This window comes from Streptomyces sp. NRRL WC-3626, from assembly GCF_000718785.1.
GTDB classification, from domain to species: Bacteria; Actinomycetota; Actinomycetes; order Streptomycetales; family Streptomycetaceae; genus Streptomyces; species Streptomyces edwardsiae.
On record NZ_JOCA01000006.1, the window covers coordinates 427,397 to 440,066 of the forward strand.

At 73.3% G+C, this 12,670-nt stretch carries 11 protein-coding genes; 2 read left to right on the top strand and 9 right to left on the bottom strand.

Going from position 1 to position 12,670, the window contains the following annotated elements; all coding sequences use genetic code 11:
• Positions 1 to 15: 15 nt before the first annotated feature.
• From IF28_RS0112525 to IF28_RS0112540, 4 genes are all read right to left on the bottom strand, one after another.
• Entirely contained in the window at positions 16 to 429 is a 414-nt protein-coding gene (locus IF28_RS0112525; protein ID WP_030218051.1) for an excalibur calcium-binding domain-containing protein, read from the bottom strand.
• Positions 430 to 588: 159 nt separating this feature from the next.
• Positions 589 to 939: a nitrite reductase small subunit NirD gene (gene nirD / locus IF28_RS0112530; RefSeq protein ID WP_030218052.1), complete on the bottom strand. Its 351-nt coding sequence runs from the start codon at positions 937 to 939 to the stop codon at positions 589 to 591.
• The gene (gene nirB, locus IF28_RS0112535) at positions 936 to 3,533 is read right to left on the bottom strand and encodes a nitrite reductase large subunit NirB (RefSeq protein ID WP_030218054.1); all 2,598 of its coding nucleotides are present in this window, start codon (positions 3,531 to 3,533) and stop codon (positions 936 to 938) included. The genes nirD and nirB overlap by 4 nt, the downstream gene beginning before the upstream one ends.
• The gene (locus IF28_RS0112540; RefSeq protein ID WP_030218058.1) at positions 3,533 to 4,750 is read right to left on the bottom strand and encodes an NAD(P)/FAD-dependent oxidoreductase; all 1,218 of its coding nucleotides are present in this window, start codon (positions 4,748 to 4,750) and stop codon (positions 3,533 to 3,535) included. The genes nirB and IF28_RS0112540 overlap by 1 nt, the downstream gene beginning before the upstream one ends.
• 171 nt (positions 4,751 to 4,921) lie before the next feature.
• On the opposite strand from IF28_RS0112540, the gene IF28_RS0112545 reads away from it, so the two are divergent.
• On the top strand, positions 4,922 to 5,704 hold the full coding sequence (locus tag IF28_RS0112545; protein WP_030218061.1) for a sulfite exporter TauE/SafE family protein: 783 nt from the start codon (positions 4,922 to 4,924) through the stop codon (positions 5,702 to 5,704).
• A gap of 109 nt (positions 5,705 to 5,813) precedes the next feature.
• On the opposite strand, the gene IF28_RS0112550 is transcribed toward IF28_RS0112545, so the two are convergent.
• From IF28_RS0112550 to IF28_RS0112560, 3 genes are all read right to left on the bottom strand, one after another.
• Entirely contained in the window at positions 5,814 to 6,455 is a 642-nt protein-coding gene (locus IF28_RS0112550; protein WP_030218068.1) for a class F sortase, read from the bottom strand.
• Between the two features lie 117 nt (positions 6,456 to 6,572).
• A complete protein-coding gene (locus IF28_RS0112555; RefSeq protein WP_030218071.1) occupies positions 6,573 to 7,109 on the bottom strand; it encodes a hypothetical protein in 537 nt (178 codons plus the stop codon).
• A 315-nt stretch (positions 7,110 to 7,424) separates the two neighbouring features.
• On the bottom strand, positions 7,425 to 7,841 hold the full coding sequence (locus tag IF28_RS0112560; protein WP_030218074.1) for a gamma-glutamylcyclotransferase family protein: 417 nt from the start codon (positions 7,839 to 7,841) through the stop codon (positions 7,425 to 7,427).
• A 198-nt stretch (positions 7,842 to 8,039) separates the two neighbouring features.
• On the opposite strand from IF28_RS0112560, the gene IF28_RS0112565 reads away from it, so the two are divergent.
• Positions 8,040 to 9,686: a M4 family metallopeptidase gene (locus IF28_RS0112565; protein ID WP_030218077.1), complete on the top strand. Its 1,647-nt coding sequence runs from the start codon at positions 8,040 to 8,042 to the stop codon at positions 9,684 to 9,686.
• Here the strand turns inward: IF28_RS0112565 and IF28_RS0112570 are convergent.
• Both IF28_RS0112570 and IF28_RS0112575 read right to left on the bottom strand, forming a co-directional pair.
• Positions 9,620 to 11,788, bottom strand: coding sequence for a molybdopterin oxidoreductase family protein (locus tag IF28_RS0112570; protein ID WP_234325116.1), 2,169 nt, complete (start codon positions 11,786 to 11,788; stop codon positions 9,620 to 9,622). The two genes, IF28_RS0112565 and IF28_RS0112570, sit on opposite strands and share 67 nt — an antisense overlap.
• A 98-nt stretch (positions 11,789 to 11,886) precedes the next feature.
• On the bottom strand, positions 11,887 to 12,597 hold the full coding sequence (locus IF28_RS0112575) for a SanA/YdcF family protein (protein WP_030218081.1): 711 nt from the start codon (positions 12,595 to 12,597) through the stop codon (positions 11,887 to 11,889).
• Positions 12,598 to 12,670 lie beyond the last annotated feature (73 nt).

Sequence of the window (12,670 nt, forward strand, 5' to 3'; positions counted from 1 at the left end):
TCGCGCGGAGCACCGTCAGTCGGTGCCGCCGCGCCGCCTGCGGGCCGCGATCATCACACCGCCGCCGAGGAGCACGACGGCGGCACCGCCGGCCGCGATGTACGGGGTGGCGTTGCTGCCCCCGGTCTCGGCGAGATCGGTGCCGCCGGACTGCTCCTTGCCGTCGGAGGCGGTGGTCCCGGTCTCCGTGCTCTCCTCGTGCGGCTTGAAGTCCGCCGGCGGCTGGTCGCAGCCGATGCCGTCGTTGTCCCGGTCCAGGTGCTTGCCGTAGTGGTCGTCACCCCTGGCGATGTTGCTGTACCCGTTGTCGTACGCCTCGGTGCAGTTCTTGAACGGGTGGTTGCCGCCGTGTGCCACGGCGGTGGCCGGTACGGCGGCCAGGGCGAGCGCGGCGAGCAGCGTGGCGGCGGAGGTACGGAACGGATGCATGGTGGAGAGCCCCCCAGATCGGGCGATTGCGTGTGCTTGGTACGAGGTGCCCGAAGTTACTGGGGTGCTGATGGCGTGTGGGGGATATGGGGGACCCGTGATGCGAACGTGACGTGACCGGAAGGTAACTCTCCGCAACTCTCCGGTGGGCCCGGCCCGTTACGCCGCCTTCGCCTCGTACGTCGTCACCCGGACCGTCTCGTCGTCCAGGCACTGGCCCGACTCCAGGTCGAAGCGCTGCTTCAGGAGGGGGGAGGCGACGAAGGGATGGCCCTGGTGGGTGCCGGTGAGGCCTCGGGAGAGGACTGCCGCGCCGGTGAAGGGGTCGCGGTTGTCGATGGCGTAGAGGCGGCCGGTGCGGTCGGTGAAGACGGCGACCTGGCTGCCGTCGGGGAGGAGGGCGGCGACGCCGCGGCCGGGGAGCAGGGTGCTGAGGTCGCAGACCGTGAACCAGGCGTCGGTGAGGCGGAGCTGGACCTTCAGGTCGGTGGTCTCGAGGGTCAGGGTCATCGCGTCGCGGTTCCTTCCAGGAGGTCGTCGGCGGGGCGCAGGCCGATGTGCAGCAGCGGCAGGTCGGGCTTGATCTGGTCGCGTTCGGGGACGAAGGCGACCACCGGGTCGGGGGTGTCGGGGGCGTTCACGAAGGAGACGAACCGGGCGAGCTTCTCCGGGTCGTCGAGGGTCTCGGCCCACTCGTCGCGGTAGTGCGCGACATGCGCGGCCATCAGGGACTCCAGCTCGTCGCAGATGCCGAGCGAGTCGTGCACGACGACGTCCCGTACGTGGTCCAGTCCGCCGGGGACGCGGTCCAGCCATACGCTGGTGCGCTCCAGACGGTCGGCGGTGCGGATGTAGAACATCAGGAACCGGTCGATCAGACGGATCAGTTCGGCGTCCGACAGGTCCTGCGCGAGCAGGTCCGCGTGGCGCGGGGTGGCACCGCCGTTGCCGCCGACGTACAGGTTCCAGCCGCCCGCCGTGGCGATGACGCCGAAGTCCTTCGACTGGGCCTCCGCGCACTCGCGCTGGCAGCCGGAGACGGCCGACTTGAGCTTGTGCGGGGAGCGCAGCCCCCGGTAGCGCAGCTCCAGGTCGATCGCCATACGGACGGAGTCCTGCACGCCGTAGCGGCACCAGGTCTGGCCGACGCAGGACTTCACGGTGCGCAGCGACTTGCCGTAGGCGTGCCCGGACTCGAAACCGGCGTCCACCAAACGGGCCCAGATCACCGGGAGCTGTTCCACCCGCGCGCCGAACATGTCGATGCGCTGGCCACCGGTGATCTTCGTGTAGAGGCCGAAGTCACGGGCGATCTCACCGATCACGATCAGCTTCTCCGGCGCGATCTCGCCGCCGGGGATACGCGGTACGACCGAGTACGAGCCGTTCTTCTGCAGGTTGGCGAGGAAGTGGTCGTTGGTGTCCTGCAGCGCCGCCTGCTCGCCGTCGAGGACGTGGGTGCCGGCGCCGATCGTCGGGGCGAGGGACGCGATGATCGAGCCGACCGTCGGCTTGCACACCTCGCAGCCGTCGCCGCCCCGGGCGTCCTCGCGGCCGTGCCGGTCGAGCAACTCCCGGTAGGAGGTGACGCGCAGGGCGAGGACGATCTCGTACAGCTCCTCGCGGGTCTGGGAGAAGCAGCCGCACAGGCCCTTGTCGACCTCGACGCCGCTCGCCTCCAGCTCGGCGTTGATCAGCTGGCCCAGCACCTTGACGCAACTGCCGCACGTCGTACCGGCCTTGGTGCACTTCTTCACCTCGGGCACGGTGGTGCAGTGGTGCTCGGTGACGGCCTCGCGGATCGTGCCCTTGCGGACGTTGTTGCAGGAGCAGATGATCGCGTCGTCCGGCAGCGCCGACGGCCCGAGCTGCACGGGCGCGCCCGCGCCGGCCGGCAGCACCAGCGACTCGGGCGAGACCGGCGGGACCGAGCCCGTGAAGGCCTTCAGCGTGCCGTACGCCTCCGCGTCGCCGACCAGGATGCCGCCGAGCAGCGTGCCGTCCCGGCCGATGACGAGCTTCTTGTACAGCCCGGAGCGGGAGTCGGAGTAGACGACGTCCAGGCAGTCGCCGGCGGTGCCGTGCGCGTCGCCGAAGGACGCCACGTCCACGCCGAGCAGCTTCAGTTTGGTGGACAGGTCCGCGCCGGTGAAGGACGACTCGTCCTCGGCGATCGTCGCGGCGACCGTCTCCGCCTGCTCGTAACCGGGCGCGACCAGGCCGTACACCCGGCCGTCGGCGGCCAGCGCGCACTCCCCGATCGCGAACACGCGCGGATCGGAGACCGTACGGCACTGCTCGTCGACCGCGATGCCGCCGCGCTCGCCGACGGACAGGCCGCATTCGCGGGCCAGTTGGTCGCGGGGGCGGACACCGGCGGAGAACACCACGAGATCGGTGGAGAGTTCGGAACCGTCCGACAGCCTCATCCCGGTGACCGCGCCGTCGTCGCCGACCACGATCTCCTGTGTGCCCACCCCGGTGTGGACCGACAGGCCCATCTCCTCGATGGTGCGCAGCAGCGCCGCCCCGCCGCCCTCGTCGACCTGCACCGGCATCAGCCGGGGCGCGAACTCCACGATGTGGGAGGTGAGTCCGAGTCCCCTGAGCGCGCCCGCCGCCTCCAGGCCGAGCAGCCCGCCGCCCACCACGGCACCGGTCGTCGACCTCCGCGCGTACTCCTCGATCGCGAGCAGGTCCTCGATGGTGCGGTAGACGAAACAGCCCTCGGCGTCCTTGTTCGGCACCGGCGGAACGAACGGGTAGGAGCCGGTGGCCAGCACCAGGACGTCGTAGCCGACGACCAGCCCGGAGCGGGCCGTCACCTCGCGCGCCTCACGGTCGACGGCGACCGCCGGGTCGCCGACGTACAGCTCGATGCCGTGCTCCTCGACGAACGCCGCGTCCGTCAGCGACAGTTCCTCCGGCGTACGCCCCGAGAAGTACGAGGTGAGCTGTACCCGGTCGTACGCCGGGCGCGGTTCCTCGCACAGCACGACCACGCGGTGCGTGCCGGTCAGACCGCGCTCGGCGAGCGCCTCCAGGAAACGCTGGCCGACCATGCCGTGGCCGATGAGCACGATGGTCGAAGTGTCCGTGGACATCAGGAGCCTCCGTCATGGGTGAGCAGGTGGAGCAGGGGCCCGCCGTCGGAGGGGAGCGGCTCTGCTCCCTCCCAGGCGCGCGCGAGGGCGCCGACGGTGCCGAGTTCGCCGACCAGGACCCCGCCGACGAGCCGGTCGTCACGGACGACGACCTTGCGGTAGGTGCCCCGGGTGGCATCGGTGAGCTGGACCACGTCGTCCCCCGGCAGCGCCTCGGTCTCCCCGAACGCGGCCAGGTCGAAGGGACTGTCCGGGCCGGTGAGGGTGAGCCGGGTCAGCGAACGGGTGCCGGTGTAGCGGGAGTCCGTGTCCCCGGCCAGCAGCGCGGCGAGCGCGTCGGCCTGTTCCAGCGCCGGGGTGGCGAGGCCGTACACCGTGCCGGCGTGCTGGACGCAGTCGCCGATCGCGTGGATGTACGGGTCGGAGGTGCGCAGTTCGTCGTCGACGACGACCCCCCTGCCGACCTCCAGGCCCGCCGCCTGCGCGAGACCGGCCCTCGGGTGCACCCCGCAGGCCAGCACCACGAGGTCCGCGTCGAGGGCGTACCCGTCGGCCAGCTCCACCGAGCGGACCGCGCCGCCGACGCAGCGCACGTCCCGTACCCGGCACTCGGTGTGCACCTCCACGCCGAGGCCGGTCAGATACCGCTCGACGAGCGCGGACGCGGCCGGATCGAGCCGGCGTTCCATGATCCGTCCGGCCTGCTGGGCGAGGACGACCTGCGCGCCGCGCACGGCGAGCGCGCGGGCCGCGGAGACGCCGAGCAGCCCGCCGCCGATCACCACCGCCCGCACTCCCGGCCGTACCGCCTTGGCGAGGCCCAGGCAGTCGTCCATGGTGCGGAAGGCGTGCACGCCCTCGGGCAGCTCGTGATCCGCGGTGAACAGGCCGCGCAGCGGCGGCAGCACCGGGTTGGAGCCGGTGGCCAGCACCAGCCGGCCGTACCCGATCGACGTGCCGTCCGCGCAGACGACGGTGCGTGCCGCGCGGTCGACACGGGTGACGCGGGCGCGGGTCAGCTCCGCGGGCGCCGGCAGGGCGATCACCTCGGGGCTGTAGCGCCCGGCCAGCACCTCGGCGAGCAGCACCCTGTTGTACGGGCGGTGCTCCTCCTCGCCGATCAGCGTCACGGGCGTGCCGAGCTCACCGAGCCGCCGGGCGAGCCGTACGCCCGCGAGGCCGGAGCCGATCACCACCACACGCTCGTTCGAGGTCATGCACCGAGCCTGCGGTGCGGGTGTTACCCGTCGGCATCCCCTCTGTTTCCCGCGCGGAACGCTGCCCTCAGCGGGGGAAGGGGGCGGATGTGAGGAGGCCGACGCCCCGCAACCTCAACAAACGCTCATCTTGATGGACGTGACATCTATCCCGTCCCTAGGGTCATGACCATGCCCGACATCTCTCTGACCACGGTCGTCCTGCTCTGTCTGGCCGCCCTCGCCGCCGGCTGGATCGACGCCGTGGTCGGCGGCGGCGGGCTGCTGCTCCTGCCCGCCCTGCTCCTCGGTCTGCCCGCCGGCACCCCCGCCGCGCACGCGCTCGGCACCAACAAGGCGGTCGCGATCGTCGGCACCACGGGCGCGGCGGTCACCTACGCCCGCAAGGCGCCCGTCGACGTGAGGACCGCCGTACGCATCGGCCTCGCGGCCCTCGCCGGATCGTCGGCCGGGGCGTTCTTCGCGGCCGGCATGAGCACCGAGGTCCTCAAACCGGTGATCATGGTGGTGCTGCTCGCGGTGGCCGCCTTCGTGATCCTGCGCCCCGCCTTCGGCACGGCCCCCGCCACCGGCCCGGCGACCCGCCGCCAGATCCTCGCCGCGATCGGCCTCGGCGGTCTCGGCATCGGCTTCTACGACGGTCTCATCGGCCCCGGCACCGGTACCTTCCTCGTCCTGGCGCTCACCGCCCTGCTCCACCTCGACCTGGTCACCGCCTCCGCCACCGCGAAGATCGTCAACTGCTGCACCAACGCGGGCGCCCTCGCCATGTTCGCCTGGCAGGGCGCGGTGCTGTGGCAGCTGGCGGGCCTGATGGCGGTGTTCAACCTGGCGGGCGGCACCCTCGGCGCGCACACGGCCCTGAAGAAGGGCAGCGGCTTCGTCCGCGTCGTCCTGCTGACGGTCGTCTTCGCCCTGGTGGCGAACCTGGCGTACGAGCAGTGGCTGGCCTGACCGGCGCACCGGGTGATCAACCCGGCTGACGTGATCCACACGCGCGGGTCAGGCTCCGGCGTCGGGTGCCGGCCTGCGCGGCGACGCCGTTTCACGCCCGTCCGGCGGCTCAGCGGCCGCCGGTCAGATGGGCGTAGACGACGACGTTGCCCCGGTACCCGGTCGTCCGGGAGTAGCCGCCGCCGCAGGTGATCACCCGTAGTTCGGGGCGGGGCGCGGCGCCGTAGACCTTCTCGTCGGGGAAGTGCCGGGCGTCGTACACCTCGACCGCGTCCACCGTGAACACGGCCGTCCCGCCGTCCCGCCGGGCCACCTCGATGCGCGCGCCCTTGCGCAGGGCGCCGAGGGAGTAGAAGACCGCCGGGCCGTCCGCGTTGTCGACGTGGCCCGCGATGATCGCCGTGCCCGTCTCGCCGGGCGTGGTGCCGGCCTCGTACCAGCCGGCCAGGTTCTCGCGGTCGGCCGGGGGGACGTCGAGGCTGCCGGTGCTCGTCAGGCCGAGGCCCGTCAGGGGCGCGTCGACACCGATCGCGGGGATGCGGACACGCGAGGGCGGGGAGGGCGGCAGCGCGGGGGCCGCGGTGCGGTGGCCGGCGGTTCCGGAGCGGGCCTGGGCGGCGGACGGCTGCGGCGGCGCGGGCGTCCCGGCCCCGTCGTGCAGCAGCCACATGCCCGAGCACAGGGCGAGCGCGGTGACGGCGGCTATCGCCGCGTTGCCCGGACCTCCGAGCCGGCGGAACCTGCGGCGCATGGCGGACCGACCTCCTCTCGAGTCGGCCCCGTACCCCCCTCCGGGCCGCGAGGGGCGTCGGACCCGGAGGGGGAGGGGACTTGCGGTACCGGCGGGACGGGCGGCGGAGGGTGCCCGTCAGATCCCGTCGCCTCTCGCCCGGCGATGCAGGAGCCAGGTACCGCCCGCGGCGGCGACGGCGAGCGCCGACACACCGGCCGCGGTCCGTACGGGGTCGGGGCCCAGCGCGCCTCCGACCCCCGTCTTCACACTCCCCCGGGGAACCACCTGCTCCGCGTCGGGCGTCAGCGTGACCTTCAGGTCACCGGCCACCCGCCGGCCGCTCCCGTCGCACGTCGCGACGATCTCGTACGTCCCCGGCTGCGCGCTCGGCGGCACCTGGAACCCCCCGATCAGGTCCCGTTCGTGCGCGCTCGCCGTCAGCGTGAACCGGCCGGCGCCCACGGCGGTGGCGTCGCCCGCCGCCGTCCCGCCGTCGCCGCAGCCGGCGGTGTTCGCCGTCACCTGCGCGCCCGGCGCGACCGAGGACGGGTACACCTCCAGGGTCCCGTCCGGCGTGCCGCGGGACTCCCCGGCGTACGCGGGCGCGGCGAACAGTCCCGCGGTGGCCACGGCGAGCGCGGTGCCGGACAGCAGCCGGGCGGTACGTCGCATCGATGCTCCCTCGAGCGGGCCACGGCCCGCGGCACCCCCATGTGCCGCCGTCGGACGCGTCCCTGCCCCTCCGAGGTAAGTGCCACCGGCGCCGCACCGCTCCCCGGGGGCGCGTCGGGGCGCGGGCCGAACGGGTGTCGGCCCCACCCGTACGGCCGCCCCCGCACGCCTCGTTCCAGCAGGTCACCGGCACCGTGCCGATCCGGTCGCGAAGGGTGCGCGGAACGGGGGTGAACGGGTGACCGGGCGTCTGCGAAGACCCCGGCGGGGAGGCGTACGCACCGGGGCGCCCGCTCCCGGCGGGGCGAACCGGGTCTACCCCCGCGCCCCCCGCCACTCCCCGCCCTCGATCAGCTTTCCCCGCTTCCGCAGCCCCTCCGCGACGGCGGGCGCGGCGACGTAGACCCACGCGCCGGCCGCCGTACCGTCCGCCCTTCGGACGACCTCCCGTGCCACCCGCTCGTAGAGGTTCCGGGGATCCCCCGGCACGTACCGCTCGAGCCGGTCCAGTTCGGCGAGCAGCCCCTCGTACTCCTCCGGCAGCGCGGTGACCAGTTCCCCCGTCACGACCCCGCCCGGCTCCTCGACGGCGTACGGATACCCCGGCCCCTCGTACAGCACCGCACCCCGCAGCCGGGCGGGTTCGTCGTGCCGGGTGCGGCCGTGCAGGACGAGGCCGTGGTTGGTTCCGCAGGGGCGGAGGGTGCCGTAGACGAAGAAGGGGAGGATCACGCGTTCACCTGCGCGGACGGTCGTCGGAGCCCCTCTGCACCGGAGTGCCACCGGAGCCTTGCAGGAACGATTCTCACCCCTCACACACCCCCACATTCGCGCTATGGACATGACAGACCGGGCGCCACTTGAATCACGGTCAACATCAGTGCCGCCCCACCCCCCACCTGCGTCGGGGCGCCCGTTCCAGGAGACCGCTTGAGCCCGATACGGCATGCCCGAGGAGCCCGTCTCACCACCGCCGGCGTCACCGTCACCAGCGCCGCCCTGCTGGCCGCCGCACTCTCCCCCACCCCCGCCGGTGCGGCCGGACACCCCAGCCGCTCCACCGCGATCGCGAACGCCGCGTCCGTCCTCACCGAGCGGGCCGCCGCCCTCGGTCTCACCCCCGGCCAGAAGACGAAGGTCCGGGACGTCATCGTCGACAGGGACGGCTCCCAGCACATCCGCTACGACCGCACCTACCGCCGACTCCCGGTGCTCGGCGGCGACTTCGTGCTCCACCTGGCCCCCGACGGCAGCTACCGGGGCGTCACCCGTGCCACCCGTGCCGCCGTCGGCCTCCCCACCGTCACCCCGGAGCTGGCCGCCCCCAGGGCCGCCGGCCTCGCGGCGCACGCCCTGCGCGCCGTCAACCTCGGCGAGACCCTGACGAAGCTCACCGCGAAACCCGAGCTGGTGGTCGACGCCCTGCACGGCACCCCCAGGCTGGCCTGGCGCACCGACGCGGTCGCCGAGGACTCCCTCGGCAACCCGGTCGCCCGCACCGTCCTGACCGACGCCCGCACCGGCACCCGTATCGACGCCTGGGACAGCCTCGAGAACGCCTCCGGCAACGGCAGGTCCCTGTACGGCGGCACGGTCCCGCTGGAGACCACGCCCACGGCGTCCGGCTACGAGCTCAAGGACCCCACCCGGGGCGGCACCTACACCGGCGACGCGGGCAACCGGACCGACCTGTGCGTCCTGGTCGTCTGCCTCGACCGCGCGGCCGCCCCCGTCCTCACCGACGCCGACAACCACTGGGGCACCGGCGCCGCCTCGGACCGCGCCACCGTCGCCGTGGACGCGCAGTACGGCACCGACGTCACCTGGGACTACTACGAGGACGTCCACGGCCGCCGGGGCATAGCGGGCGACGGCAAGGGCTCGTACAACCGCGTGCACTACGGCAACGCGTACAACAACGCCTTCTGGGACGACCGTTGCTTCTGCATGACGTACGGCGACGGTGACGGCACGCAGATGGGCCCGCTGGTGTCCCTGGACGTGGCCGGCCACGAGATGACCCACGGGGTGACGTCGAAGACGGCCGGCCTGGCCTACTCGGGCGAGTCCGGCGGCCTGAACGAGGCCACCTCCGACATCTTCGGCACACTGGTGGAGTTCCACGCGGCAAGCGCCGAGGACACCGGGGACTGGCTGATCGGCGAGGAGGTCGTCCGGGACGGCTTCGGCCGGGAGGCCCTGCGGTACATGGACGAACCGTCGAAGGACGGCCGGTCCGCGGACTGCTGGGACACCTCCGTCAAGGACCTCGACGTCCACTACTCGTCCGGCGTCGCCAACCACTTCGCCTACCTGCTCGCCGAGGGCAGCGGCGCCAGGACCATCAACGGAGTCGCCCACGACTCCCCGACCTGCGACGGCTCCACGGTCACCGGTATCGGCCGCGCCCGGCTCGGGGCGATCTGGTACCGCGCCCTCACGGTCCACATGACCTCCTCGACCGACTACGCGGCCGCCCGCACGGCGACCCTGAACGCGGCCGCGGACCTCTACGGCGAGGGCGGCACCGAGTACGCGGCGGTCGCGGCGGCCTGGAGCGCGGTCGGCGTCGGCTGACCGGCTTCCACCGCCTCCAGACGTACCGCGCACGCCTTGAACTCCGGCATGCGGGACGTCGGATCGAGGGCGGGGTTGGTGAGGGTGTTGGCGCGGCCCTCACCGGCCCAGTGGAACGGCATGAACACGGTGTCCGGGCGGATCGCGGTCGTGATCCGCGCCGGCGCCACCGCCCGCCCGCGCCGCGACACCACCGCCACCGGCTCCCCCTCGGCCACGCCGATCCGCTCCGCGAGCCGGGGGTGCAGCTCCACGAACGGTCCCGGAGCCGCGGCGTTCAGCTCGTCCACGCGCCGGGTCTGCGCACCGGACTGGTACTGCGCCACGACCCGCCCGGTGGTCAGCAGCACCGGGTACGCCTCGTCGGGCTCCTCGGCGGCCGCCCGGTGCGACACCGGTACGAACCGGGCCCGCCCGTCCCCGGTGGCGAACCGGTCGAGGAAGAGCCGGGGGGTGCCGGGGTGGGGCCCCGACGCGTCCGCCGGGCACGGCCAGAACACGCCGCTCTCCTCCGCCAGCCTGCGGTAGGTGATCCCGGAGTAGTCCGCGGGCCCGCCCGCACTCGCCCGGCGCAGCTCCTCGAAGACCTCCTCGGGATCGGTGGGGAACTTCTTCTCCAGGTTCTCCCCGTCCCGGCCCAGCCGCGCCGCCAGCTCGTGCATGACCTCCAGATCGCTGCGGACACCCTCCGGCGGCGTGATCGCCCGCCGCCGCAGCAGCACCCTGCCCTCCAGGCTGGTCGTCGTCCCCGTCTCCTCCGCCCACTGCGTCACGGGCAGGACGACATCGGCGAGCGCGGCCGTCTCCGACAGCACGACGTCGCACACCGCGAGGAAGTCCAGCGAGCGGATCCGCCCCTCGATGTGCGCGGCACGCGGCGCCGACACCACCGGGTTGGAGCCCATCAGCAGCAGCGCGCGGATGTCCGTACCGAGCGCGTCGAGCAGCTCGTACGCACTGCGCCCCGGCCCCGGAAGCGTGTCGGGGTCCACCCCCCAGACCCCGGCGACATGCGCCCGCGCCGCCGGATCGGTCAGCTTGCGGTAGCCGGGCAACTGGTCGGCCTTCTGCCCGTGTTCACGACCGCCCTGCCCGTTGCCCTGCCCGGTCAGACACCCGTAACCGGACAGCGGCCGCCCGGCCCGGCCCGTCGCCAGACAGAGGTTGATCCACGCGCCCACGGTGTCCGTCCCCTTGGACTGCTGCTCGGGCCCGCGCGCCGTGAGCACCATCGCGGCCTCCGGCTCGCAGAACAGCCGCACGGCCTCCCGCAGTTGCGGGACGGGCACGCCGGTGATGCGCTCCACGTACTCCGGCCAGTGCGCCATCGCGGCGGCCCGGGTCTCCTCCCAGCCGCCGGTGCGCTCCCGGATGTACGCCTCGTCGGTACGCCCCTCGGCGACGACCAGGTGCAACAGGCCGAGCGCCAGCGCGAGATCGGTACCGGGGCGCGGCGCCAGATGCAGATCGGCGTGCTCGGCGGTCTTCGTACGGCGCGGGTCGACGACGATCAACGTGCCGCCGTTCTCCCGGAGTTCGGTGAAGTACCGCAGCGAGGGCGGCATGGTCTCGGCAGGGTTCGACCCGACGAGAATGACGCACCCCGTCCTCGGAATGTCCTCCAGCGGAAACGGCAGCCCGCGATCCAGCCCGAACGCCAGGTTGCCCGCCGCGGCGGCCGACGACATGCAGAACCGCCCGTTGTAGTCGATCTGCGAGGTCCCCAGCGCCACCCGGGCGAACTTCCCGAGCGCGTACGCCTTCTCGTTCGTCAGCCCGCCCCCGCCGAACACCCCGACCGCATCGGCCCCGTACGTGTCCCGGATCCCCCCGAGCCCCCGCCCGACCCGCCCCAGCGCCTCCTCCCACGAGGCCGGCACCAGCGCACCCCCCTCGTCCCGCACGAGCGGCGACGTCAGCCGCACCCCCGCCGCCAGCACGGCGGGCGCGGTCCGCCCCTTCCCGCACAGCGCCCCCCGGTTCACGGGAAACTCCGTCCGCTCACTCACCACGACACCTCGCCCGTCCGGGGCCGGCGTCAGATTCATCCCGCACTGCAGGGCGCAGTAGGGGCAGTGCGTGGGCGTCACGGTCTCTCGCATACCCCCAGGCTGCGCCCCGCTTGTTACGCACCGCCCCGACCGCTGTTACACCGGCGGTACGGCGACCTCCCGGCGGGCGGGGAGCGGCGGTGAGGGGCTCAGTCGCCCGCCCGCGCGGACGCCTCCTCCAGCGCCCGCTCCACGCCCGGCTCCCTCGGTCCGAGGAAGTGCGGATCCGGGTGGAAGGCCGCGTCCAGGGCCGCCTTGCCCGCCGCGAGGAGCTCGCGGGTGGCGCCGTAGTACCAGGTGATGTCGTGGCGGTCGTCGACGCCGATGCCGTACGAGGTGACGCCTGCCGTCCGGCACAGGGCCACCGCGCGGCGGATGTGGAAGCCCTGGCTGATCAGGACCGCCCGGTCCACGCCGAAGATCCTCTTCGCGCGGACGCAGGAGTCCCAGGTGTCGAAGCCCGCGTAGTCGCTGACGATCCGCGTGCCGGGGACGCCGTGCCGGGTGAGGTACGTACGCATCGCGTCCGGCTCGTCGTACTCCTCCCGGCTGTTGTCGCCGGTGACCAGCACCACCTCGATCCGCCCCGCCCGGTACAGCTCCGCCGCCGCGTCCAGCCGGTGCGCGAGATACGGCGACGGCTCCCCGTCCCACAGCCCCGCGCCGAACACCACGGCCACGTCCGTGCGCGGCACGTCGGCGGTGGTGCGCAGCCGGTCGTCCGTCGTCACCCGCAGCCACGTCGCGGGCAGCAGCGCCAGCACGCACACCGCCATCACCGCCTGCACCAGCCTCCGCCGCCCCGTACGGGTACGCGGAAGCCAGGACGGACGGTGAAGGCGGACTCTGAAACGGCGCATCGGACGGGCCCTCCCCGGTAGCTCCCCGACCTGGAGAGACGCCCCGCCGGGCGTTCCGGTTCACCTCACACGC